Raw genomic sequence first — 22,620 nt, 5'->3', positions numbered from 1 at the left:
AAAATTACCACCACAAGCTATCTAAACAGTCCTAGATAAGGATTACTTGTACCAGGGAAACTCGCTATTGCTTCATCGTAATTTTGCGTTTCCAAAAATAACCCTGTCCCCCTGATTTGCGAGGACGGGGTTTTTGATGAGGGAACTGGGGGAGTTATCAGTTATCAGTTATCAGTTATCAGTGAGCAGTTATCAGTTATCAGTTATCAGTTATCAGTTATCAGTTATCAGGAGCTGGGGGAGCTGGGGGAGAGAATGACAAATGACGTAGCTTGCTTCTCGATGAAAGCGAGTATGACGAATGACAAATGACGAATAACGAAACTCAAAACTTCCCAAATCCCATATATCCTGGATAAGGTTGTAGTCAAGGGAGAAGAAAAATGGCACGTTTAGCCCTGCTGAGTGTATCTGATAAAACCGGACTGGTTGAGTTTGCCCGTAAGCTGGTTACAGAATTTGACTTTGCCTTAATGAGTAGTGGGGGAACCGCAAAAGCCCTGCAAGAGGCTGATTTACCCGTAACAAAGGTATCTGATTACACAGAATTTCCCGAAATTTTAGGCGGTAGAGTAAAAACTCTGCATCCCCGGATTCATGGCGGTATTCTGGGACGGCGCGATGTGGCGGAAGATGTGGAACAAATGACAGCCCATCAGATTCTACCCATTGATTTGGTGGTAGTGAATTTGTATCCCTTTGAGGAGACGATCGCGAAACCGGATGTGACGTTATCAGAGGCGATCGAGAATATCGATATTGGGGGACCTGCGATGCTACGGGCGTCAGCAAAGAATTTTGCCCATCTAACGGTTTTGTGTAACCCCAGCCAGTATGAAACCTATCTAGAACAATTACGCCAGCATGAGCATCAACCGTCTCTGGAATTCCGTCAAGCCTGTGCGATAGAAGCATTTTCTCATACAGGTGATTATGATCGCGCGATCGCGTCTTATCTAAGCAAAACCCAGGAATCCCTCGACGCAGCCCAAGAAGCACCATCCCTTCCCCAAGATTTTGTCCTCTCTGGAAAGCAACTGCAATCCCTACGTTACGGAGAAAATCCTCATCAATCAGCAACCTGGTATCAAACTGGAACCACTCCCACCGGATGGACGGCTGCAACTAAACTCCAAGGAAAAGAACTCAGTTACAATAACTTAGTGGATTTAGAAGCCGCACGGCGGATTATTACTGAATTTACAGATTTACCCGCCGCCGTCGTCCTCAAGCATACAAATCCCTGTGGTGTGGCGTTGGGAGGTACGCTGTTTGAAGCTTACGAAAAAGCCTTACACGCTGACCCCGTTTCTGCCTTTGGCGGTATTGTCGCATTGAACCATCCGATTGATATGTCTACAGCCGGGGCGTTAACCCAAACCTTTTTAGAATGTGTCGTCGCGCCAGAGTGTGATCCCGACGCCAAAGAGATTCTGGCTAAAAAATCAAAATTACGAATTTTACTGCTACCTGAGTTGCAAAATGGTCCCAAGCAAACCGTAAAAGTTATTGCTGGTGGGTTACTGGTGCAAGCGTCGGATGATGCAGTAGATAACCCCGACGACTGGGAAATTGTCACCGAAAAGCAACCGACTCCTGATCAACTAGAGGAATTATTATTTGCCTGGAAGGTGTGTAAACACGTTAAATCAAACGCCATTGTCATCACCCGCGATCGCACCACCTTAGGAATTGGCGCCGGTCAAATGAATCGGGTAGGCGCGGTGAAAATTGCCTTAGAACAAGCTGGGGAAAAAGCGAAAGGGGGTATTCTCGCTAGTGATGGATTCTTCCCCTTTGATGACTCAGTACGCACAGCCGCTGATGCTGGAATAGACGCGATCGTACAACCTGGGGGAAGTTTACGAGATAAAGATTCGATTCAGGCGGCGAATGAATTGGGTTTAGTGATGGTACTTACAGGTATACGTCACTTTTTGCATTAACTAACAGCCTATAAATTTAAAGCGGGACATGCTAGTTGAGATGAGGTTTTAGGTTTTAGGTTTTTGAGCCTCTCGTAACACTTAACACCTTCTCACAGATCAATGTCCTGCTTTGAGTTGGGGCTACTGGTTTGGTGTATGCGTTCAGCCATCTCTGAGCCTTCTTTACAAAACTTCATACAGTGCCGTTTTTCTTGTCCGACTACTTAGTCTAAACTCCAGCGCAGTTCAGGGTCAGTGAGTATAAATCTTCTAATAGCAGACTATATTTGTACGTTCTCAACAAGAAAAATAGTAAATTCAGATCGTTTAGCTACTGTATTAATTGAAAGAGTAGGTGCTGTTTGTAAATAACGATTAGTTAATTCAGTGATTTCTAGAATTGTATTATAAAGCAAGTCCTGCTGATTTTCATCAAATTCAATTTGGAGGAGTGAGCGTACATCACCTTGTGTATAACTAACTTTACGAAGTAGTTTAATAATAAAAAGCATTGCAAGATGAAATATTAAAATCCGAATTGTTCCAGAACGTAATAAATTATTGGTATTATTTTCTGTTAATGCTGAAAAATCGGTAGCTCTTATATAAAATTCAATATTCTTCATAGATTTTGCACAAAATAGATAAACTTCCATTGGAATCGAAGAATTAAAAACTCTACTGTAATTTGTATCACCTTTAATAATTGACGTTGGTCGTGCTCTAGCTGTATGTGGTTCGCGATGAACAATGGAAGTAACTGCTTGAGCTAAATAAGGTATACTAATTATTCTATTAGAAGTTTTTCCAATATTCTTGTAATAATTCTTGCGACGGTCATAGAACCAGTCATTATGGAAAAAGTAATCTTCTATATCACACTGAATAGGTTCAGTAGCTCTTAAAGAAGCAGCAGGAACTGGAGTTTGGAAATTAGTTGCTTTGATGATTCTATCTCTCGCTTCTAGTTTGTTTGCCACTATTATCTTTACAAGGATAGCTCTCTCATCATGAATCTCTTGAAGAGTCTTCATATACTCATAGATTGTGTTAGTTGTTTGTAACCCATTCACAATTTGTACATCATCGAGTGTAATGGTTTTACCTGCAATGGTGGCTTTTGAAGCTAATATGGTTATTCCATTGTTTAACCACCAGAAATCTATATCAGTATCTTTTGAAGCAAGGGTTATTTTAATATCTCTATTGACTTCTACATTACCTTGATAATCTCTAACATTTGATTCAAATAAATATTTACGTAAATAACTCTTATCATCAGTTACAAATTCATAGTATTCATCTAGTTTTGTTAAAACAACATAATTATCTTCATCTCTAGAAATATAGTTCTCCAGAAATTTTAATTTTAAAGAGTAACTTTTTTCTTGCCTTGCACTCTCTAGTAGTTCTCTAGCTCCTACAAATTCAAACTTTACCTCAGAACCTCTGAAAAAATTTTGGGTTTTAGCGCAAAGGTTATCCGCTTTATTTTTGACCTTAACATGAATACTTTGAGTATCACCTTTACTAGCATATACATAAGTGATTTTCACTTGAGGATGTTTAATTGCTAAATCAAGGTATGTTTTTCTAAGTAATTCTACTTTTTCTATTACCTGTGCATTATAAAATTGCTTAATATCGAAAACAGGCTTGTCTAAATAAAATATATCTTCTATAGTAGCCATGAGTGTTTCTATGGCTTTTTCTCCAAACGAAGATGAAGTTTTGGCTTGAATTAAATATACTTCTATTAATGGATTCCTTTTTATAGTTTCCAAATCTAGTTCTTCATTAAGAGCTTCATTATTAATAAATATGAAAAATCCATCGATTCCTCCATCATCTTTACCATCGACCTGATTAGACAATAATTCATCATATGAAAGGTCATAGTCTTTTAAAACTTGGTCAAAAGCAAATATCTCAAAATACTCATCTTGTGATAAGGTATTTGCTGATTCCTGTCTTTTCCTTTCGAGAATACTGTTGAGAATTATGACATCATTATTGTTATTGTTAGACATAAATATTTATCCTTTAATAAATTATACTGTATTAGATTACTAAGCCACTAACTGTTCCGTAAACTCAATCAACTCATCCACCTGCTCCTCCGTAAAGCACCTTTCCACAGTATCCTCCCCAAACCTATCCAACGGTTCCTCATACAAATCCGCCACCTCCAACCGCCGATTCTTCAAAAACACATTCTGCACCGCTCGTAAAAACCGAATCAGATTCGCATTAAACTGACGCTGACTAATAAACTCCTCAAAATTCCGCCTCACCACCTCCTGATAATCTGGCAATGCCTCAATCTCCATCAACTCCAAAGTTGAGTAGGGTGGATATTGCCTACCCTACATATAGAGTGTTGAAAACTCGCCCACAATTTTTTAGGGCTAAAGCCCTGACTACGAACCCACTCGGGTAAAGCTACAATAGTGCAATAGAAATTACCACAACAATCCCCTATGAAAGTTAAAGGAATTATACGCGACAAAACCATAGAGCTATTTCAAGAACTTCCCGTGCCTAATGGCGTGGAAATTTTTATTGAGATTCCTGATACTACTTTATCGAACCCTGACCCCAATTGGCAACAGCTACAAGCCATTATTGGTGCATGGAAGGATGATCAAGAAATCGGAGACATTTTTGCTCAGATTGATAGAGAACGCCATGCTGACTTGGGTGAACCGATAAACTTTGATAATTTCAACTAACTATTCAGATGTACTTGCTCGATACAAATATCTGTATAGCGATTATTCAAGGAAACCTATCGGCTATCGCTCATTTTCAGCAAAAATACCAAGACTGTTATCTGGTGACTCTAGTTCTTGGAGAACTCTATAAAGGCGTCTATTGTTCAAGTCGAGTTCAGCAAAATCTGCTGATTCTTGAACAATTTGCCAACCAACTGCCTAAAATTAACTTCGAGGAGAATGCCGCTATCGAATTTGGCAAAATTTAAGGTGAACTCAGACAAATCGGTAGACCAACTGGACAAATTGATGCACTCATTGCCGCCGTTGCTCGTTCTCGGTCTGATAGTTTAGGGACTAATAATATGCGTCATTTTGTCAATATCCAAAATTTACACCTTGAGAATTGGTTAGTCCCTTAAACGATAGCAAATGGCAGAATAGAGGGAGCGATCGCATTCACTCTCCTCTATTCCCCAACCTGGCGCTAACGGCTCAACAGGTGCTAAATGGCAATGTCAAAAATTGATGTTCAGTAAATCGGCGTCCCCAGGTTGAGGTAATCCTGGCTTAGATGGGCGAGTAGGAGTGGAGGGTGGCGACGGCTGCTGGCTAGGTGTTGAAATTTGGGTATCGGGACGATTGGGATTATAAATGCTAACTAAAACCTCAATCAAATCCTCTCGCTGCTGGCGAGTCAGCTTTTCTATCGCCGCGCGATCGCCTGCCATCGGATTTTCCCTTAACGTGTTACTACTGGGATACACAGATTCATTTATATACTCATTAGCCCCAAGATAGTCAGCAAGGGTCAGCTTCCAATCAAAACGGTAATTAGGAAGGCGTCTTTTCACGTACAGGTGATAACGAATCAGACGACTTGCCAGTGTAGTCTCTAAATTTACTTCGCCCGTTTCATTACTGACATACTGGTTCTCTTTGGGGAAATCGGGCAATCGCTCGTAAACTTGACGCCAAGTATCCTGAGATCTAATTAATTGGGCGCTGGCGGGTTGGGAGCCTAAAATTGGCAAAACAGGGATAGTCCTAACTCCCGCTTTGCCCCAGCACAAGCCGATACTCATTACAAAGGTAAGGGTAAACAGCACAACGAAGCCTGTCGCCTTACCTTTGTGTTTCAGTTGGATCATAGTGAATAGGGATGATATCTGACTTTCACGGTATGTGGCGCAAAGTGAGTGTGAATTCTCTCCGGGGCGGGTTTCACCACTATCTTTTTGGTTGCAACCTGATGTAACTAAACCCGCCCCGACTCAGGTTTTTAGACTTCCCGTGAAAAGTCAGGGATGATATAGCTGTCGCCATAAAAGTTACTCCCCCAGCTTCCCCAGCTTTCCTGACGCCCGCCTTTAATCCCCAATTATTTCTGGTTGAGTCAGTTCATCAGACATCTCAATAATTGCCCGCAGTACAGGCTTCATCATTGGGTCGTCGAGATTTTCAAAATCTTCGTAGCGACGGCGCTTTGCCCGATTTGCCACTTGCACCGTAATCCGATAGCGATTAGAAGCCGCGTTGACTAGCTCCTCTGCTCGGTGCATAATTTGACTGTAATCCAACTGGTAACGCCGATGCAGCATAGATTTTTATTCCGTTTCTTATCCTAAAGTCGCAAGTTATAAGTCTAGCATTCTTGACCCATGACTGCCTGTGTGAGCGCAGCAGGGCGAAGCCCAGCCAGAATGCCCCCATCTTCTAATCCCAGTGGGCAACCCAAGCAAGGATTGTCAACGCTTAGTCCTCGTGATCTTCAAAGGGATCACTCAATTGAGCCGAAGGCGGACCAAACGCTGTGTAGATTGAGAAGGCGGTGACGACGATCAGAATTACAGCGACTGAAATGCTAAGAACTATTGCAGGTTCCATGGTGGGTCTCTATAGATTAGTCTTCTTCCTCTATAATATTACAGAACATTACAAAACGTGATCGAAATTAATCATAGGTGACCCATGGCACAACGGACGTGGTTAGGAGATATTCTCAAACCCCTGAACTCTGAATATGGTAAAGTGGCTCCCGGTTGGGGAACAACGCCTTTGATGGCGGTGTTCATGCTCTTATTCTTCGTTTTCTTGCTAATTATCTTGCAGTTATACAACTCCTCGCTGTTGCTGGAGAACATCAATGTGGATTGGAAAAGCTTAGGTCAATAGGTCTGTTGGTGTTGATTGTACTCTTTCTCCCCCAACTTTCTCCTCCAAGCCAGCGACATGGTATTTGCGAAGCACCAAACAAGCTATAGGGTTCATAGCCATAAACTTTTCTCTAATCAGATATGAACCATTGAGACCCTCTCCCTCTGTGCTTTTCAGTGGGGAGAGGGTTATCTGTGAAGCGTTAGACTTTAAATTTGAGACACAATAGACACAGGTCTCGGTACATCAGGAGGTTATGAAATGAACGTTTTTGGGATTGGTTTACCGGAAATGGCGCTGATTTTGATTGTGGCGCTATTAGTATTCGGACCGAAAAAGTTGCCGGAGATTGGTCGGAGTCTAGGGAAAGCCATTCGCGGCTTTCAAGATGCATCTAGAGAATTTGAATCGGAATTTAAGCGTGAGGCTCAACAGTTAGAACAAGCGACAAAAACACCAGCACTGTCTGAAACTCAGCAGAAAGCTACCCCTGAAACTGATTCAACAGATAACGATAATCATGCCGCGACTCCGTCTCAAGCGGGCTAACAATTATTTTTTCACTGAACGTTTTCGCTGAACGTGAAGACGGAGTGTTAGTCTTGACTGACTGATGTTTCCCTAGCGGTGTCCATTTTTCATTACCTAAAATGCCACAAAATGTCAGGACAGCCATTTGTCCTAACTGTGGCACTCACCCTGAAAGAGGGAGGAATACGGCGACCAATATCAGATGGGTAAGCGCTCAAAATTCTATCGGTCTTGGGCATCCGGACGGCTGCGGAGAGAAGGGTAGGTAGCTGTCGGACCTAATCGTGGGTAGTCCATGATCAAGTAATTCCTGATGAAGCCAGAAGCTGACACCATGGCGCGAGCTTGGTGTCAGTTGTTCATAAAGACCGTTGCCCATTATTTTGCTCAGTGTTGGGTGCCTCAAACTTGTACCCAACTCCCCGAATCGTTTGGATTAATTTTGGGTCACTCGCATCAATTTCGATCTTTTTGCGAATTTGCCCAATATGAACGTCAACAACTCGTTGGTCTCCAACATAGTCGTATTCCCACACTTCCTGAATCAATTCAGAGCGGCGCAGGACTTGACCCGGATGAGACGCTAAGAAATGTAACAAATCGAACTCTAGAGCGGTCAAAGGGACGAGTTGGTCGTGAAGGGTCACCTCCCGACGTGTGGGATCAATCGTCAAGTGATTGTAAACGAGGCGCTGCTGGTCGGTCGGCGTAATTTCTCGCTTACGTCTCAAAATTGCCCCAACTCGATTTTCGAGTTCCATTAAATCGAAGGGCTTAGTGAGATAGTCATCACCACCTTGTTTGAACCCTTGGTTTTTGTCCGCGGGTTCACCGCGACTAGTGAGAAAGAGAACAAAAACATCATTGATGTTTTGCATGTCCCGGCAAAGGTTGTAGCCAAGGGTATCCGGCAAATTTACATCCAGAATCACTAAGTCTGGGTTGAATTGTTTAAATGCGGCTAAAGCCGTCTTACCATCCTGCGCCGACTCCATTTGATAGTTCTTTTTGCTCAAAAAGCGAATGATTAAATTGCGGATTGCCGGGTCGTCGTCCACGACAAGAATTTTGGCGGAGACCATGGTCATAAATTTCCACGGAGAACTAATTTCAGGGATTGAGATAAGATGCACACCTATTCACCACTAGGATGTCTTGAGCATTTTAGTCAATACTCTTCTAGCGTAACTGGATCAGGAATCAGGGTATAGATTTTTGTGACATCAATAGCGTAGTCAGCCTTTAAGTCAATTATCGCCAGAGAACTCAGGGATGCCAATAGCGTCTGGCATCGTTACCCAAGTGGGAAAATAGGGCAGCCGCCCAATAGCATAACCGCTTTTGGCAGATCTGGCATCACTTGGGCTGGACTCAACAAATTTTTCTGTCCAGAGGACTTGTTTGCAAAGAACAGGCTACACTAGCTTGCAAGGGAGTTAGCATGACACTCGGTATCTAACCAGACTGTTACCTGTTGGGTGCAGCCCGGTTAAGAGCATCGATGTTTATCATAATAACCAGTGTAGAGTCTTAACAAAATCGGCGGAAGTCCCCATCTGTCTTCACGGTGGGAATGGATAGCCTCACCCTAGCTGATAAGCTAAAAACATTGGTTGGAACTCCAACTAAAAACCGCGACCAAGGGACAAAACAAAATTACTGCCTGTGGAAGACGGGCGGCTGCCTGTGGACGCTGAGTAAGACCATCACCGGATTCAGTTCTGGACTTTCTGCGCTTTTGAAAGTACCCAACGTGGCATCGGCGGATGAGACGGGAAATCTCGAAGACGAATAAGACCGTCACTGTTTTAGCTAATGTGAGGGCGTTAGAAGCCCCAACAAAAGCGAAGCAGGTTGGGGTACTTCACGATATACCAGTGAAAAAAAGGGATATCTCGGAGGTTTTGAATGAGCGATCAAAATCCCTACGAAAAACTTGGGGTCACAGAAGATGCTTCCTTTGATGAAATTCAGGATGCTAAAGGACGCTTGATGCAACAGCATCGCGGCGAACCTAAGCTCATAGAGTCGGTAGAGGCGGCTTATGATGCGATTATTATGGATCGCCTCAGAATGCGCCAAGAAGGAAAAATCAAAGTTCCAGAACGCATTCGTTTTCCGGAACGGGAAAAAGTCCCACAAACCTCTTTGGGTTTCAGCCCACCCTCAGGCAATTCCTCTCCGGCTTGGCTACAACGACTTTTAGACACCCCGACGAGGAGTGATCTTGTTGCACCAACGGTTGTGTTCTTGGTATTGAGTGGTCTGACTTTGTTTTATCCGGAAGCGTCAATTCTTACCTTGGCTGTCGCCTTGGGGTTTGGCGGTACAATTTATTTCCTCAATCGCAAAGAACAACAATTTGGTCGGGCTGTCTTACTGACCCTAGTCGGTTTGCTGCTCGGTGTAGCATTAGGAACAGTTCTGGGAGGAGCGTTGGAGTTACTGCTTATCGACATGGGTTTGACCATTGAGAAATTTGCCTCATTGGTAACCTTTGTCTTGTTCTGGCTGATTAGCAGCTTTCTGCGATGAAAGGGGGAATAGGAGAAGACAAGGTAGAGATTCAGCAACTCCCTTGTCCTCAATTTCCTTATTCCCTGTTCCTGATTAAAAAATACTGATCAACTCTTTTCAATCGACAAACAACCCCGTTTCATCTGCTCCCTCTCTATCGCCTCAAACAAAGCGCGGAAATTCCCCTCACCAAAGCCTTTTGCCCCCCATCGCCGTTCTATGAACTCAAAAAAGAAGGTGGGTTCGGCGAAAATAGGTTGGGTAAAGGTTTGCAGAAGCAACGCTTGAGGGGATTTGGCTTGCCAATCTACTAAAATTTGCTGCTGGGCGATCGCGTCCCATTCCGCCATCGAGAAATTATAGCCCGGATTGCGATCGCGGACTATCCTGTAATAACTGGGGGGAACGTTGATGAAGGACATACCTTGGCGGCGTCGTTGCGCGATCGCACCTACAATATCTCTCGTAGCTAAGGCAATATGCTGGACTCCGGCTCCTCCATTCACATCCAGAAATTCCTGAATTTGAGAATTCGCTGATGTCGGTTCATTAATGGGCAATTGTGTCCCTGTCACCGGATGCACCATAACCTGAGAGCATAAGCCAGATTTTTCCGTCTGGATAGTAAACACCTGCTGTGGTTGGAAGTCCAACACCTGCTGATACCACTGAACCGCTTTCGCCAAATCCCCAGCCGCCACATTCAGGACAACGTGATCGATATGGGTAAACTCCTCAATTGGGGAAGTGTTGAGTGTTGAGTGTTGAGTTTGTACAGATGCGCCCTGGCGCGTCTGAGTGTTGGGTGTTGAACTCAGCCAGTCTACCTGTACAGGAAAGTAGGGAATGGAATGAAAACTATGGCGTTCAACCAGAGTATGAGTCATATCGCCCCAGGCGGCGACTTTACCCCATTTTATGCATCCATCCTCATAGTTGTGAATTTGAAGGGGTTGTAAGACCTTAGCGCCGCGTTTGAGCAGTCGTTCCATAACATATTCCATGTCGGAAACGTTAAAGGCAATATCAGCAACACCTGGAGGATGCTGGTGCAGAAACTGGGCAACGGGACTGTTCGGCGCGATCGCAGACGACAGGACAAAATAAATTGCCCCACTCTTCACCACTGTCGTGCGTGTGTGACAACTCGCCCCCGATGCCACAGATTGAAAGCCCATCTGCTCGACAAACCAAGCGCGGGAGGCTAGCGCATCTTTAACGTAAAAGTGAATGTGATCGATTCTCATGGCTTATCCCATCCGGCAGCTTACCTGGTCTTGACACTCCCCGCCCTAAATTCAGCACGCCCTCGTTAAAAGAATAGATGGCTTTCCGGCTGAATGTTGATTTCCATCGGTACTGCTTGCGGCTCAGCGTTCAGGGCAAACAGAACGGCATTAGCGGCTGTTTCCGGCGTGAGCATCTTCTTGCGATCCACTTTTAAGCTGACATTATCCCAGAAGGGGGAATCCACACCGCCAAAGTAAAAGAGTGTAAACTTAATCCCAAAACGCTTTAATTCATCTGCCATACATTTGCTAAACCCGACAACGCCAAACTTTGAGGCGCAGTACGCTGATGCCATTGCCATGGAATGTTTGCCCAAAATGCCGACGATATTACAGATATGACCGGATTTTTGACTTTTCATCACTTCGGCGGCGGCTTGACAGGTATAGAAGCTACCTTTGAGATTTAAGTCCAGCATCGCGTCTAGGTCAGCCGATGTAATTTTGTTGTACTGTTTAAGAATTCCTGCCCCCGCCGCATTGACGAGTACGTCAATCTGACCAAACTTGTCAACCGCCTTGTGCATAAGCGTTTCCACCTGGGCTGGATCGGTGATATCGGTTGGTACATTTAAGACTTGCTCTAAATTAGTCATGGGGAGTTGGGACACTAAAGCGGCTAAGCGATCGCTCTGTCTGGCGGCGAGGACTAAATTTGCTCCCTCTTTTGCTAATTGGTGGGTTACAGCCGAGCCAATACCCCCTGTGGCACCAACGACCACAATAACTTTATCTGGCATATAATTTTACATTTCTTTACACTTTATTCATACTATAGCGATTTGTGATGTCCGACTCGCGAAGTAAAGGGTCAAAACTCAAAACTCAGATGGATATCGTAGTCATTGGTAGCGGATTTGGGGGTCTATCGGCGGCGATTCGGTTAAGTGCTGGGGGTCATCGAGTGACGATTGTGGAAAAGCGCGATCGCGCCGGGGGGCGTGCGTATGTCTATCAACAGCAGGGGTTTACCTTTGATGGGGGTCCCACGATTATTACCGTGCCCCATTTAATCGATGAGTTATTTGCCCTAGCTGGAAAGAAAACTGCCGATTATGTCAAACTTGTCCCCCTTGAACCCTTCTATAACGTCCGCTTTCCTGATAGGTCAGTCTTTCACTACAATAATTCCACCGACGCCCTAATTGAACAAATTCGCGCTTTTAATCCAGCCGATGTCGCCGGATATCAACGCTTTGCCAAAGCAGCAAACGCCATATTTGAGAAAGGATTGCCGTTAATGGAGCAGTCGTTTAGTCGCTTTACGGATATGCTAAACGTGGCTCCGGATTTGATTCGTTTACAGACGTATAAATCAGTCGCTGGGTTTGTTAATCAGTACATTCAAGATGAACGATTGCGGCAAGTTTTTAGTTTTCATCCCCTATTAATTGGTGGAAATCCGTTTCAGAGTACGGCTATTTACGCCATGATTCACAAGTTAGAACAGGCGTTTGGGATTTGGTTCCCTATGGGAGGAACGGGCGCATTAGTCCAGGCGCTGGTGCAATTATTTCAGGAACTTGGGGGTCAACTGTTGCTAAATCAATCGGTGACGGAAATTGTGGTGGATGAAACCACGAAACGAGCCACAGGGGTAAGATTAGAGGGGGGAGAGGTGCTGAAGGCAGATGTGGTCGTAAGTAATGCTGATGTGGCGTTTACTTACTTAAATTTAATTCTCCAGAAATTTCGCCGCAAATATAATGACCGCCGCGTTAAAAAGATGCGCTATTCTATGTCCTTATTTGTGCTGTATTTTGGCACAGACTGTCAGTATCCAGACATGGCACACCATGAAATCTTGATGGGGACTCGGTATCGGGAATTGATGCGGGATATATTTGGGCGTCAACAGCTTGCGGAAGATTTTGCGTTGTATTTGCATCATCCTACGGCGACTGATCCATTTGATCCGTTGCATTTTCGCGATACATTAAATAGTTATTTAGGGAGTGCCTTTTCCGTGGAACCGACTCTCACACAGTCGGCTTGGTTTCGTCCTCATAATCGGAGTGAGGATATTTCTAATCTCTATTTTGTGGGCGCGGGAACGCATCCGGGGGCGGGATTACCGGGGGTGATGAGTTCGGGGAAAATTGCAGCGCGGCTGATTGAAGAAACGGCAAGCAAAATTGTAGTGGCGTGGCACAGCTAAAATGGTGGAATAGATTTGACTGGTTTTCTGGGCGCACGGGGCGTCATTGGTGTCAACTTAAGGTGGAAAACTAATGCTGGCAAGATTTAAAGCTGTGTCTATCTACTCCTCGACATTTTCCCCTCATCCCCTAACCCCAACTCCGGACCCTGGGGAGAAGGGGAACCGGATTCTCTTGCTCCCCTCTCCCCTCATTCCCCCCTTTCAAAGCAGGGCTAGGGGGGATGGAGAGGGGCTGGGGGTGAGGGGTTGAGCTTAAGTTGACATGGGCGCACGGGGCGTGCGCCCCTACAAGGTAATCAATCAATTTAGGTGTGCCACGTCGTCATCGTGAGGAGAGCGAATCGGAACACACCTGCTAACCCAGCCTAAACAAAGCCTATGACCGGAAATAATGGGTTCAGGCTCCTCGTCCTTCTAGGACGACTTTTTATCCGTAGTCGTCAGGTTACGGATAAGTTCCCTCAAAACGTCATTTTGAGTCCTTTCCGTCTTGGCACAATAACGCTTCAGTTGCTCAAACTCTGCATCAGAACATCTAATCGATATCTGTTTCATGGTACTATAATGGGATGAATACGCTATGATATTAACATGAAATCTAGGTATCAATTCCGAATCTATCCCACACCAGGTCAGCGTCAGTCCTTGGCACGGTTGTTTGGCTGTGTACGGGTAGTGTGGAATGATGCCTTGGCTTTATGTAAGCAGTCGGAGAAACTACCCAAAAATAGTGAGCTACAGAAGATATGCATCACCCAAGCCAAGAAAACTCAAGCTAGGGAATGGTTAACCCAAGTCAGTAATATCCCTTTGCAGCAATCGGTTGCGGACTTGGGGGTGGCATTCAAAAACTTTTTCTCATCCCGGCAGGGGGAGCGCAAGGGTAAAAAGGTTAATCCCCCACGTTTTAAGCGAAAAACCAATCGCCAAACCGCCAGATTCACCAGGGGCGGATTTAAGCTCAAGGCGGCTAAGGTCTACCTAGCCAAGATTGGGGAAGTTAAGACCAAGTGGTCACGTCCTCTGCCATCCGAACCGAGTTCAGTCACGGTGATTGCAGATTGTGCGGGTAGGTATTTCCTCAGTTTTGTTGTTGAGGTGGAACCGGAAATCCATCCTGCTCCCAACCCATCTATGGGGATAGATTTAGGATTAAAAACCTTTGCCTCCTGTAGCAACGGGGAGAAAGTCCATAGCCCAGATTATTCGTGGCTTTACCGTAAGCTGAAGTGTTGCCAACGGCGGTTAGCTAAACGCCAAAAGGGAAGCAAACGACGTGAGCGGATGCGGTTAAAGGTAGCTAAGCTCAACGTCAAAATCCAGGATAAACGGAATGATTTTCTTCACAAGCTATCCACCAAGGTGATTGATGAAAACCAAATCATCGCTTTGGAGGATTTAAACGTTTCCGGGATGCTGAAAAATCGCCAACTGGCACGGGCAATAAGTCAGGCTGGGTGGTATGATTTTCGGTCAATGTGCGAGGCTAAAGCCAATAAGTACAACCGGGATTTCCGGGTAATCAGCCGATGGGAACCCACCAGTCAATTTTGCTCTGAATGCGGTTATCGTTGGGGCAAATTAGACTTGTCAATTAGGACAATTGTCTGTGTTAACTGTGGCGTAGAACATGATAGGGATGATAATGCCTCAGTCAATATAGAACGAGTCGGGGTAGGGCATACCCACGACTATAAACGGACGGGGAGCGTGTGTAAGACCTCAAAGGAGGCAGTGTGTGGTGAGCCGTCAACCCACCGAGAGTACAATCAGTTAACACTGTTTGACTGGTAGGGAATCACCGTCCTATAAGGACGGTGAGGATGTCAAAACTGGTGCAAGATCTCAGTATGACCCGACAGAATATAGAAGGAGCGATCGCATTCACTGTGATCTGTTCTCCAACCTTGTGCTAACGGCTCAACAGGCGCTAAACGGCAATGTCATCTAACAATTTAGACCACTACTACAGAATACTGGGACTAGAACCCGGAGCCTCCCTAGAAGAAGTGAACCAAGCCTACAAAGACTTGGCATTTATTTGGCATCCGGATCGGGTACCGGAGGAGAATCAGCGCTTGCGCCAGAAAGCTGAGGACAAACTCAAAGAAATAAACCAAGCGCGAGACGAACTGCGATCGCACAAACCCAAAACGCCCAAAACCCCATCCTCACCGCCACGCAAACCTGCTGCAAATACCTATTATTACCGTGCGCGATCGCCCCGAGAAGAACCGACTCAATCGCGGCGTTACTCTCAATCAAAAGAACCGAATCAACCACCCTCCTCATCTAGGAGTTCCTCTCAATCAACAGAACCGAAGCAACCACCCTCCCCAGCTAGGAATGACTACCAACCCAGAACGAGATCGCAATCCCAGCGCCCGCGATCGCATCCCGATCTCAGTGGTGCTAATTTTCAGGGAGTTGATCTCAAAGAAAAAGATCTATCTGGACGCAATCTTAGTAATGCCAATCTCAGTCAGGCTAACCTGACGGATGCTTTTTTACATAATGTAAATTTCAGTGGTGCAAATTTAGAAGGAGCCAATCTTTTTCGCGCTAACTTATTTCAAGCCTGTTTAGTTCAGGCAAATTTACGAGATGCTAATTTAATTGGTGCGGATTTAAGTGGTGCAGATTTAAGTGGTGCAGATTTGCGGGGCGCTAAAGTGGGGACAGCCGACCGATTGCTCGTTAAATTAACGGGAGCTATTTTATCGGGGACTATTTTACCCGATGGGCGGATTCACGAGTAATCAAACCCATGAAAATTTATCTAACTATCTGTTTGTGCCGAATACTCCATTTTCATTCACTTTCATCTTTATCAGTAAACCCCGACACCCGCCAAGAACTCCAGTTCTTGGCTTATAGCTAAAGTCCATTAAAATGGACTAAAAATTTTATGCACTCGTCTTTAGACGACTTGAGCTTGGGTTCTTTGGGTTGAAACCCAAGGCGGTTTAACTCGTCCAGAATCTGCCCAGATAGGTTAACCTGTATGCTAGATCAAGAGGGTTCTCCATACCCACACCTTGAACAGTTATAGCAACTGCCATAGCGGTTAGGACACATCTTATGGTAGAGACTCCTCCGGCGGAACGTCTGGAACAACAGTTCGCTTGTCCTAATCAATGTGTCTACTGCTATAACAATCGTCCGACTGTCAATGTTCTAGTTTTGTCAATCATTTGTAAGGGATGAGTAAAACGTTATATGAGTAGTTCAATCCAAGAATTTGATGTTAAATATTTTGTGAAACTGCGGAGTTCTCTAGATGGAGAACAAAGCTTTCTCAGTTGGTCAGGTTCTATCTATGCCTTTATTCCCGGAGAACGACGAAAAAAATTGTTTAATATGCTGGGAATGAGTGTCAGCCGCTGTATTCCCGCCGATGAAGAAAGTTGGAATTTTACTTCACGAGAACTTACCTATTATCTTGACCCCGAAACCGGAGATATCCTGCATCAGTGGGACAATCCTTGGACGGGAGAAACCTTAACCGTTGTTCATGTGGCAAATAATCCGGTACAAGGTTATCTAAAAGGTAAATTTCCGGCGGAGGTAAATAAGGATATGACAACCTTCTGGTTTGATTTATTTCCCAATTACCCCAACCCTTTAGCCAACGAGCCTCAATTTGCCGCATACAGTCCCCAAGAAACCTATCAAGCGGCTGAACTGTTTAAACTTACGGTTCCTACAGAGGATTTACATGATCCAGACTTAAAGTCCGTTTCTAAACTCTTTCTCAGTTGGGATAGAATCGGACCTTGGGTACCTTGGATGAAAATGGGTGATCAACGTGGACAGCTTATCTATAGTGGTCGAGGGGTTAAAGTGAATGATTTTACGGAATTACCCGAATTACTCCAAAATGAAATTAATACTCGCGTTTCTGTCTATAAAAATGCTCCTCAGCCGCCATTAGATGAGGATGCTGATATGACATCTTGGACGTATTTCCAAAAGCATTTTCAGGCATATCTATCGGGAGAGCGATTTCCAATTGTGGAAACAGAATAATATCATCTGAAAGCATTCGCGACGAAAATTTAACGGTAGACCCGAACAATCCGCAATGCTTCTCCCCTAGGAATTTATCACTTCTTCAAACCAGGGTTTAATATGACTAAGGTATCATCATCAACAAGAGGCGATCGCACTTCATCTAGAGGCGCTAACCGACGGGAGGAAACCGATTGGCGACTTTTCCTGAGATTAGTTCCTTATGCACTCACCAAAAAACGCCTACTGATCACAGCGATTATTTTACTCGTTCCCGTATCTATTCTGGGTGCTATTCAACCCTTAATTATTGGGCAAGCTGTTTCTTTAATTCGTCAAGAAGAAACCTGGTGGTTTATTGAGAATCGTTCCTTGTCAGAAGGTATCAATATCTTAGCGATTTTCTTGTTGCTGAGTATCATTATCCGATTAATCTGTAGCATTTTTCAGAAATTCCTGGAAGAAAACTTGGGTCAGCAAATTACCGCCGGGATTCGCAATGATTTATTTGACCATATTACCTCCCTGGCGGTGCGATTTTTTGACCGCACCCCTGTGGGGAAACTGATTACTCGCATCACCAGTGATGTGGAAGCATTAGGATTAGTCTTTTCTAGTGGTGCAATTGGTATTCTTAATGACCTATTCTCAATGCTGGTTATTGCCATTTTTATGTTTTCCCTGCAATGGCAACTGGCGCTCATTCTGATATTAATGCTGTTTCCAGTTACGGGGTTGATTGTCTATTTTCAGCAGCAATATCGGAAAGCTAATTATACAGCCAGAGAAGAACTCTCTACACTCAACTCAATGCTGCAAGAAAATATCGCTGGGATTAATATTGTCCAGCTATTTCGTCGGGAACAAGTGAATGCTGAGATGTTTCGGGCGGTGAACCAGCGCTATGTCGCGGAAGTTGATAAAACCATCTTTCATGATTCCGCTGTATCCGCCACATTAGAGTGGATTTCCTTAGTTGCGATCGCGGCTGTATTATGGTTAGGAGGCTGGTTAATCCTGCAAGATAATCTCAGTTTTGGTGTCTTATCTGCCTTTATTCTTTACGCGCAGCGTCTATTTAATCCTTTGCGTCAGTTTGCTGACAAGTTTACCATGTTCCAAGCGGGATTCACGGCACTTGAACGGGTGAGTGATATTATGCATGAGCCGATTGAAATTCGTGATCCAGAGTTAGCGCATTCGGCGTTAATTTCAGAACAACCGAGGACAAATGGTAAGGGAGAAGTAACAGCGCATCGAGGTGAAATTCGCTTTGAACATGTCTGGTTTGCTTATAAAGAAGATGACTATGTTCTTAAAGACTTAGATTTTACCATTCGCCCCGGACAAAAAGTGGCGTTAGTTGGTCCCACTGGTGCGGGAAAGAGTTCGATTATTCGCTTGCTGTGTCGCCTCTATGAAGCCACAAAGGGACGCATTTTAGTAGATGGGATTGATATCCGGGATTTGCCGCAATCTGAATTACGGCGTCAGATGGCGGTTATTTTGCAAGAGGGGTTTTTGTTTGCTGGGGATGTTAAAAGTAATATTACCTTGGGAGAAGACTACTCGATTGAACAAGTGAAAGCGGCGGCGGAAGCTACAAATGTTGCTCAATTTATCGAACGACTTCCTCAAGGCTATGATACCCAACTCCGGGAGAGGGGAACCAATCTTTCTGGGGGTCAAAAGCAGTTATTGGCATTTGCCCGGGCGGCGATTCGTAATCCCCAAATTTTGGTATTAGATGAAGCGACGGCGAGTTTAGATGTGGGAACCGAAGCGTTAATTCAACAAGCCCTTGATCATTTATTGGAAAAACGCACGGCAATTATTATTGCCCACCGTCTGTCAACTATTCGCAATGTAGACCGAATTTTGGTGCTTAAACGGGGTGAGTTGGTAGAATCCGGTTCTCATGAACAACTGTTGCAACAGGATGGTTTGTATGCGGCTTTGTATAAGTTGCAGATGTTGGGAACTTAGGGTATTTGTCATTTGTCTGTTTATTTTTGTTTTTCCTGTTGACACAAATAGATAATTATGTATAAAAAAAGTAGAATAATAATTGGTGCGATCGCGTCGATCTGTCTCCTCACTATAATCCTAGGATGTTCTCCTAATGAACAAAACTCGGAAACAGTGCAAAGTCGCGATCGCCCGTTTGTAGAAACGGCTGAATCTCCTGCAACCAAGCCCATTTCAGCACCAATTCATTCCCTCGGTGACGTCATTTCCATCACCCAAAAAAATCTCAATCTCCAATTTACTGTTAACAGCACCAAGGTGCATCCGGGAAAAGGCGTGATTCAACCAAATAAAGGGAATCAATGGGTAGTAGTCGATACCACCATTGTCAATCAAGGACAACAACCGCAAACCTTTTCCGTGGTTTCCTTTGAAGTTATCGATGGAAACAATAAAACCTACGAAGTAGCACTTTTGGCTAGTGCATTGGAGGATATTGAGACGCCAACAGGTGAAATTAGTCCGGGTGATCAACGACAGGGACAGCTTGTGTTTGAAGTTCCTGAAGATACTAGCAATTTAAAACTGTTATTTCAGCCGAATCCGATTGAGTGTGAAGAAAAATCAACAGCAGCCAAAGGATTAAATTGTCAACCCATTATTGTTAAACTATAACCAATCACCCATCATCCATCAACCCTATGGAAACCGCCAATCCTATATTTCGCCATCAAATCTCTGCTGATGTAATTGCCTTAGACAAACAGGGACGAGTTATTCTAGTTGCTGATGTCAGAGGTAGCCGTGTGGTTAAGCTTACCCTCTCTCAATTTACCTCCTACCTAAAAGCCACACAAACTGTCGTTCCATTCGCCATGCTAGTTGACCCCGAAACGATTCAAATTGTTCAATGGGATGACGTCAAGTGGTCAGAGGCTATCTGTTCCCTAAAAACAACAAATATAGTAAACTACTATGATCCAAGCTGCGACAATCAAACCATTGATGGAGATTATCTAGAAGCGTTAATTGAGTCTTGGCTGCGAGACTTAGCCTATCACTGGAAGTCCGTCACACCGCCAGCAACTAACGAGTTAGCTGCTATTGGTTTGTTGCAGCAGCTAGAAGATGGAAGTACCAAAAGTGATGTGGAGATTGCGGGTGATACTTTACTTGGAGACCAATTTTTTGATGAGTATTTGTACTGGGCGTGATCCGCAAGCCAATACTCTGTTAGAGAATACCTTACCATCGGTACAATTCGCCCTGCCAAGTATTTGCGTGATGGAAGCATTATCAGCCTTGGAAAATGAGCTAAAGTATCGCAGACGCTTTGAAAATGAGTTAAACTTACAAATTAGTCAAGTACGGCGCGATCAAACCTCATCCCATGCTCAACGATTACTCTTATATTTAGATCAATCCCGTCAAGAAAACAGAGCGTTACTGTCAGAGATTAAAAGGCGTCTGTTTCAAGCGATTAACCAGATATCTGAAAAAGCCGAACTCATTGCTTTAACGCCGCCAATGATCCAAGATGGTTTAACTATTCCTTTAATTGATAGAGATTATACAGATAATCTAATTCTTCATTGTATTCTACATCAGGCTCATTCATACCCGACGGAAACTCAAGTATTTTTGAGTAGTAATGAACGGGACTTTGGTACACCCGAAGTTCAATCCGCGTTACGAAATGTTGGGATTACAAATTATTTTAGTAGCACTCAAGTATTGCTCAATTGGCTACAGTCCCAGCAATCGGAGTAAGCAACAGAAATGATCAAGGTATTGGCTAGTTCTAACATAAGGCGTTTCTTTAGGTTAATTTAATCAATGGCTAATCCAGTATAAATTTGGGACTAAGTGAGATATAATAAATTTAACCATCATCCCGTTACCGACGACTAGAGCAATCATGTGCATTCCCTAGAAATCAAAGCTCAACTCAAATCCCTAATGAAAGAGGCATCATTAATAGAACCCTGTTTAGCGAAACGATTAGATGAGATTAACCGCTGGGTGAAAGACATAAAACCAGGTTCGCTTACGGCTAAAAAATTTGTCATGGCGTTTTTGTTAGAGGTAATTCAAGATGCTAAGGTTTGGCTAGCTATCAAAGCCTTATCCTCTCCAGAGTTGCAGGAATCTGCCTTTGAGCAAATGACGCCAACGGAACGATATTGGTATCATTATCTTTTCCCCAAATGGCTAAATAGCAATGATCCAAAATTTTACATTTGGAAACAAAAGTTGATGTCAAGTGAGTTGACTCAAGCAGACGATGATATCCTTAAATCTATAGCTCAGACAATTGTCAGCCGAGGGGGTACAGTTTGGCGATGCTATATCACAGATTTTTCTATGGCAACAGATTTGATTGTTAGTTATCGTCAAAGAAAGCCCCTGTGCCTGCAGGTGACTAGCGTGAGTAATGACTATTCTCAAAAAAAATATGAAAATTGGCAAAATACTCTTCAGATGTGGGTAATCGATAGAGGACTTTTCCTAAGTTATAACCCTGGAAAACCCGATTTCTTGGAGCAGTTAGTAACAATAACACTTCATAACAGTGACTTTCTTCCCTTGGGACGTTATCTGAAATTTCCCTAACTGAGAAGATTAGTCATGACGACCGAAATCTTTTAGCCCAAACGGAATTTCCTATCTAAGTTATGGTCACCAAACAACAAAATTACAGTCATGATGACTTAGGCGCGTTTTCGGAAGCGCTGGAAAAATCCCGGAAAATGCAGCAGGATTGGCTGACGCATGGACTTGATTTTGTGAATTTGTATATTGAGGATATAGAAGAAAATTGGCTAGACAGGTGGGATGATGATGAAGTAACGGTAGAGAGTTCTGTCACCTTAGCATCAGAACAGACGTTTATTGAACCCTCAGTTGTCGAATTTATGAGTGCTTTTTTGGCGAGTGATTATCCCGCCGCAGTTTGGGCGCGAGAAAGTGATCATCCCTTAGCGATGCGAGTACAGCAGCAAATGGAAACTGAAGGATTAGCTCAAATTATTGCCCGGTTGGGAGACTGTTTGAGTATTGCTGACGAATCGGATAGGCTTCATGAAGCGACTATGATTTTGGCAGGTGGGGTTACGGTTGGAGAGATAACCCGCGATTCTGGTGATGAAGAGGATGAGTTTAAGTTATTTGATTTAGCCGAAAGTTTGTTGGAAAAATTAGCGGAACTTAAAGCAAGAGAATGGAGGATTATGGGGAATTGAGGTGGATAAGTAAGAGAAGATTACAGGTTGGTCATTGGTGCAAACTTAAATATAATACCGTCTGTTGGTGCTTTAATTAGGGTTTGGCTGAGGTCAATTTAT

The 22,620-nt window shown here is 44.0% G+C and carries 26 protein-coding genes and 1 pseudogene; 18 read left to right on the top strand and 9 right to left on the bottom strand.

The window, feature by feature from the left end:
- Positions 1-383: 383 nt before the first annotated feature.
- Positions 384-1,946, top strand: a complete 1,563-nt coding sequence (purH, locus tag ACLGGO_RS06120) for a bifunctional phosphoribosylaminoimidazolecarboxamide formyltransferase/IMP cyclohydrolase (protein ID WP_446418634.1) — start codon at positions 384-386, stop codon at positions 1,944-1,946.
- A 263-nt stretch (positions 1,947-2,209) separates the two neighbouring features.
- Here purH and ACLGGO_RS06115 read toward each other — a convergent pair whose 3' ends face one another.
- Together ACLGGO_RS06115 and ACLGGO_RS06110 are read right to left on the bottom strand one after the other, a co-directional pair.
- Complete coding sequence (locus ACLGGO_RS06115; protein WP_446418633.1) at positions 2,210-3,958, bottom strand: AIPR family protein; 1,749 nt, start codon at positions 3,956-3,958, stop codon at positions 2,210-2,212.
- A 39-nt stretch (positions 3,959-3,997) separates the two neighbouring features.
- Complete coding sequence (locus tag ACLGGO_RS06110; RefSeq protein ID WP_446418650.1) at positions 3,998-4,258, bottom strand: type I restriction-modification enzyme R subunit C-terminal domain-containing protein; 261 nt, start codon at positions 4,256-4,258, stop codon at positions 3,998-4,000.
- 150 nt (positions 4,259-4,408) lie between these two features.
- Here ACLGGO_RS06110 and ACLGGO_RS06105 point away from each other — a divergent pair, with 150 nt between their 5' ends.
- From ACLGGO_RS06105 to ACLGGO_RS06095, 3 genes and pseudogenes are all read left to right on the top strand, one after another.
- Positions 4,409-4,660 carry a hypothetical protein gene (locus ACLGGO_RS06105; protein WP_446418632.1) on the top strand — a complete coding sequence of 84 codons (252 nt, stop codon included), beginning with the start codon at positions 4,409-4,411 and terminating at the stop codon, positions 4,658-4,660.
- Positions 4,661-4,668: 8 nt separating this feature from the next.
- Positions 4,669-5,064 (top strand): annotated as a pseudogene (locus ACLGGO_RS06100) (type II toxin-antitoxin system VapC family toxin).
- On the top strand, positions 5,049-5,171 hold the full coding sequence (locus tag ACLGGO_RS06095) for a hypothetical protein (protein ID WP_446418631.1): 123 nt from the start codon (positions 5,049-5,051) through the stop codon (positions 5,169-5,171). Before ACLGGO_RS06100 ends, ACLGGO_RS06095 begins: the two are co-directional and overlap by 16 nt.
- Here the strand turns inward: ACLGGO_RS06095 and ACLGGO_RS06090 are convergent.
- From ACLGGO_RS06090 to psbN, 3 genes are all read right to left on the bottom strand, one after another.
- Entirely contained in the window at positions 5,161-5,793 is a 633-nt protein-coding gene (locus tag ACLGGO_RS06090) for a hypothetical protein (protein WP_446418630.1), read from the bottom strand. The two genes, ACLGGO_RS06095 and ACLGGO_RS06090, sit on opposite strands and share 11 nt — an antisense overlap.
- 219 nt (positions 5,794-6,012) lie before the next feature.
- Positions 6,013-6,243 (bottom strand): DNA-directed RNA polymerase subunit omega, encoded by a 231-nt coding sequence (locus ACLGGO_RS06085; protein ID WP_446339660.1) that lies wholly within the window; start codon positions 6,241-6,243, stop codon positions 6,013-6,015.
- Between the two features lie 154 nt (positions 6,244-6,397).
- Entirely contained in the window at positions 6,398-6,529 is a 132-nt protein-coding gene (gene psbN / locus ACLGGO_RS06080; protein WP_446339659.1) for a photosystem II reaction center protein PsbN, read from the bottom strand.
- Between the two features lie 84 nt (positions 6,530-6,613).
- Here psbN and psbH point away from each other — a divergent pair, with 84 nt between their 5' ends.
- The gene (gene psbH / locus ACLGGO_RS06075) at positions 6,614-6,817 is read left to right on the top strand and encodes a photosystem II reaction center phosphoprotein PsbH (RefSeq protein WP_446339658.1); all 204 of its coding nucleotides are present in this window, start codon (positions 6,614-6,616) and stop codon (positions 6,815-6,817) included.
- A gap of 243 nt (positions 6,818-7,060) precedes the next feature.
- Complete coding sequence (locus tag ACLGGO_RS06070) at positions 7,061-7,348, top strand: TatA/E family twin arginine-targeting protein translocase (RefSeq protein WP_446339657.1); 288 nt, start codon at positions 7,061-7,063, stop codon at positions 7,346-7,348.
- A gap of 341 nt (positions 7,349-7,689) precedes the next feature.
- On the opposite strand, the gene ACLGGO_RS06065 is transcribed toward ACLGGO_RS06070, so the two are convergent.
- Positions 7,690-8,418, bottom strand: coding sequence for a response regulator transcription factor (locus ACLGGO_RS06065; RefSeq protein ID WP_446355939.1), 729 nt, complete (start codon positions 8,416-8,418; stop codon positions 7,690-7,692).
- Positions 8,419-8,903: 485 nt separating this feature from the next.
- Between ACLGGO_RS06065 and ACLGGO_RS06060 the strand changes: the two genes are divergently transcribed.
- Together ACLGGO_RS06060 and ACLGGO_RS06055 are read left to right on the top strand one after the other, a co-directional pair.
- Positions 8,904-9,125: a hypothetical protein gene (locus ACLGGO_RS06060; RefSeq protein WP_446339655.1), complete on the top strand. Its 222-nt coding sequence runs from the start codon at positions 8,904-8,906 to the stop codon at positions 9,123-9,125.
- A gap of 113 nt (positions 9,126-9,238) precedes the next feature.
- Positions 9,239-9,865: a CPP1-like family protein gene (locus tag ACLGGO_RS06055; RefSeq protein WP_446418629.1), complete on the top strand. Its 627-nt coding sequence runs from the start codon at positions 9,239-9,241 to the stop codon at positions 9,863-9,865.
- A gap of 89 nt (positions 9,866-9,954) precedes the next feature.
- On the opposite strand, the gene hppD is transcribed toward ACLGGO_RS06055, so the two are convergent.
- Both hppD and ACLGGO_RS06045 read right to left on the bottom strand, forming a co-directional pair.
- Complete coding sequence (gene hppD / locus ACLGGO_RS06050) at positions 9,955-11,094, bottom strand: 4-hydroxyphenylpyruvate dioxygenase (protein WP_446418628.1); 1,140 nt, start codon at positions 11,092-11,094, stop codon at positions 9,955-9,957.
- A gap of 65 nt (positions 11,095-11,159) precedes the next feature.
- The gene (locus ACLGGO_RS06045) at positions 11,160-11,876 is read right to left on the bottom strand and encodes an SDR family oxidoreductase (protein WP_446418627.1); all 717 of its coding nucleotides are present in this window, start codon (positions 11,874-11,876) and stop codon (positions 11,160-11,162) included.
- Between the two features lie 89 nt (positions 11,877-11,965).
- On the opposite strand from ACLGGO_RS06045, the gene crtI reads away from it, so the two are divergent.
- On the top strand, positions 11,966-13,294 hold the full coding sequence (gene crtI, locus ACLGGO_RS06040) for a phytoene desaturase family protein (RefSeq protein ID WP_446418626.1): 1,329 nt from the start codon (positions 11,966-11,968) through the stop codon (positions 13,292-13,294).
- A gap of 417 nt (positions 13,295-13,711) precedes the next feature.
- Here the strand turns inward: crtI and ACLGGO_RS06035 are convergent, their stop codons facing one another.
- On the bottom strand, positions 13,712-13,852 hold the full coding sequence (locus ACLGGO_RS06035; RefSeq protein WP_446418625.1) for a ribbon-helix-helix protein, CopG family: 141 nt from the start codon (positions 13,850-13,852) through the stop codon (positions 13,712-13,714).
- A gap of 36 nt (positions 13,853-13,888) precedes the next feature.
- On the opposite strand from ACLGGO_RS06035, the gene ACLGGO_RS06030 reads away from it, so the two are divergent.
- From ACLGGO_RS06030 to ACLGGO_RS05990, 9 genes are all read left to right on the top strand, one after another.
- Entirely contained in the window at positions 13,889-15,091 is a 1,203-nt protein-coding gene (locus tag ACLGGO_RS06030) for an RNA-guided endonuclease InsQ/TnpB family protein (protein WP_446418624.1), read from the top strand.
- A gap of 146 nt (positions 15,092-15,237) precedes the next feature.
- Positions 15,238-16,056 (top strand): pentapeptide repeat-containing protein, encoded by an 819-nt coding sequence (locus ACLGGO_RS06025; protein ID WP_446418623.1) that lies wholly within the window; start codon positions 15,238-15,240, stop codon positions 16,054-16,056.
- Between the two features lie 460 nt (positions 16,057-16,516).
- Positions 16,517-17,326, top strand: coding sequence for a DUF1838 domain-containing protein (locus ACLGGO_RS06020; protein WP_446418622.1), 810 nt, complete (start codon positions 16,517-16,519; stop codon positions 17,324-17,326).
- A gap of 102 nt (positions 17,327-17,428) precedes the next feature.
- Entirely contained in the window at positions 17,429-19,294 is a 1,866-nt protein-coding gene (locus tag ACLGGO_RS06015) for an ABC transporter ATP-binding protein (protein WP_446418621.1), read from the top strand.
- Between the two features lie 57 nt (positions 19,295-19,351).
- Complete coding sequence (locus ACLGGO_RS06010; protein WP_446418620.1) at positions 19,352-19,951, top strand: DUF4352 domain-containing protein; 600 nt, start codon at positions 19,352-19,354, stop codon at positions 19,949-19,951.
- A gap of 26 nt (positions 19,952-19,977) precedes the next feature.
- Positions 19,978-20,490, top strand: coding sequence for a hypothetical protein (locus tag ACLGGO_RS06005; RefSeq protein WP_446418619.1), 513 nt, complete (start codon positions 19,978-19,980; stop codon positions 20,488-20,490).
- The gene (locus tag ACLGGO_RS06000; protein WP_446418618.1) at positions 20,468-21,046 is read left to right on the top strand and encodes a PIN domain-containing protein; all 579 of its coding nucleotides are present in this window, start codon (positions 20,468-20,470) and stop codon (positions 21,044-21,046) included. Before ACLGGO_RS06005 ends, ACLGGO_RS06000 begins: the two co-directional genes overlap by 23 nt.
- Positions 21,047-21,196: 150 nt before the next feature.
- Positions 21,197-21,889 (top strand): hypothetical protein, encoded by a 693-nt coding sequence (locus ACLGGO_RS05995; protein ID WP_446418617.1) that lies wholly within the window; start codon positions 21,197-21,199, stop codon positions 21,887-21,889.
- Positions 21,890-21,951: 62 nt separating this feature from the next.
- Positions 21,952-22,518, top strand: coding sequence for a hypothetical protein (locus ACLGGO_RS05990; protein ID WP_446418616.1), 567 nt, complete (start codon positions 21,952-21,954; stop codon positions 22,516-22,518).
- The last annotated feature ends 102 nt before the right edge of the window (positions 22,519-22,620 follow it).

Source organism: Coleofasciculus sp. (genome assembly GCF_046565525.1).
Classification (GTDB): domain Bacteria; phylum Cyanobacteriota; class Cyanobacteriia; order Cyanobacteriales; family Coleofasciculaceae; genus Coleofasciculus.
This window is presented reverse-complemented; position numbering and strand designations above follow the sequence as displayed.

Coding starts and splice junctions, on each gene's coding strand:
- purH (WP_446418634.1), top strand. CDS start 384: ATGGCACGTTTAGCCCTGCTGAGTGTATCTGATAAAACCGGACTGGTT.
- ACLGGO_RS06115 (WP_446418633.1), bottom strand. CDS start 3,958: ATGTCTAACAATAACAATAATGATGTCATAATTCTCAACAGTATTCTC.
- ACLGGO_RS06110 (WP_446418650.1), bottom strand. CDS start 4,258: ATGGAGATTGAGGCATTGCCAGATTATCAGGAGGTGGTGAGGCGGAAT.
- ACLGGO_RS06105 (WP_446418632.1), top strand. CDS start 4,409: ATGAAAGTTAAAGGAATTATACGCGACAAAACCATAGAGCTATTTCAA.
- ACLGGO_RS06090 (WP_446418630.1), bottom strand. CDS start 5,793: ATGATCCAACTGAAACACAAAGGTAAGGCGACAGGCTTCGTTGTGCTG.
- ACLGGO_RS06085 (WP_446339660.1), bottom strand. CDS start 6,243: ATGCTGCATCGGCGTTACCAGTTGGATTACAGTCAAATTATGCACCGA.
- psbN (WP_446339659.1), bottom strand. CDS start 6,529: ATGGAACCTGCAATAGTTCTTAGCATTTCAGTCGCTGTAATTCTGATC.
- psbH (WP_446339658.1), top strand. CDS start 6,614: ATGGCACAACGGACGTGGTTAGGAGATATTCTCAAACCCCTGAACTCT.
- ACLGGO_RS06070 (WP_446339657.1), top strand. CDS start 7,061: ATGAACGTTTTTGGGATTGGTTTACCGGAAATGGCGCTGATTTTGATT.
- ACLGGO_RS06065 (WP_446355939.1), bottom strand. CDS start 8,418: ATGACCATGGTCTCCGCCAAAATTCTTGTCGTGGACGACGACCCGGCA.
- ACLGGO_RS06060 (WP_446339655.1), top strand. CDS start 8,904: ATGGATAGCCTCACCCTAGCTGATAAGCTAAAAACATTGGTTGGAACT.
- ACLGGO_RS06055 (WP_446418629.1), top strand. CDS start 9,239: ATGAGCGATCAAAATCCCTACGAAAAACTTGGGGTCACAGAAGATGCT.
- hppD (WP_446418628.1), bottom strand. CDS start 11,094: ATGAGAATCGATCACATTCACTTTTACGTTAAAGATGCGCTAGCCTCC.
- ACLGGO_RS06045 (WP_446418627.1), bottom strand. CDS start 11,876: ATGCCAGATAAAGTTATTGTGGTCGTTGGTGCCACAGGGGGTATTGGC.
- crtI (WP_446418626.1), top strand. CDS start 11,966: ATGGATATCGTAGTCATTGGTAGCGGATTTGGGGGTCTATCGGCGGCG.
- ACLGGO_RS06035 (WP_446418625.1), bottom strand. CDS start 13,852: ATGAAACAGATATCGATTAGATGTTCTGATGCAGAGTTTGAGCAACTG.
- ACLGGO_RS06030 (WP_446418624.1), top strand. CDS start 13,889: ATGAAATCTAGGTATCAATTCCGAATCTATCCCACACCAGGTCAGCGT.
- ACLGGO_RS06025 (WP_446418623.1), top strand. CDS start 15,238: ATGTCATCTAACAATTTAGACCACTACTACAGAATACTGGGACTAGAA.
- ACLGGO_RS06020 (WP_446418622.1), top strand. CDS start 16,517: ATGAGTAGTTCAATCCAAGAATTTGATGTTAAATATTTTGTGAAACTG.
- ACLGGO_RS06015 (WP_446418621.1), top strand. CDS start 17,429: ATGACTAAGGTATCATCATCAACAAGAGGCGATCGCACTTCATCTAGA.
- ACLGGO_RS06010 (WP_446418620.1), top strand. CDS start 19,352: ATGTATAAAAAAAGTAGAATAATAATTGGTGCGATCGCGTCGATCTGT.
- ACLGGO_RS06005 (WP_446418619.1), top strand. CDS start 19,978: ATGGAAACCGCCAATCCTATATTTCGCCATCAAATCTCTGCTGATGTA.
- ACLGGO_RS06000 (WP_446418618.1), top strand. CDS start 20,468: ATGAGTATTTGTACTGGGCGTGATCCGCAAGCCAATACTCTGTTAGAG.
- ACLGGO_RS05990 (WP_446418616.1), top strand. CDS start 21,952: ATGGTCACCAAACAACAAAATTACAGTCATGATGACTTAGGCGCGTTT.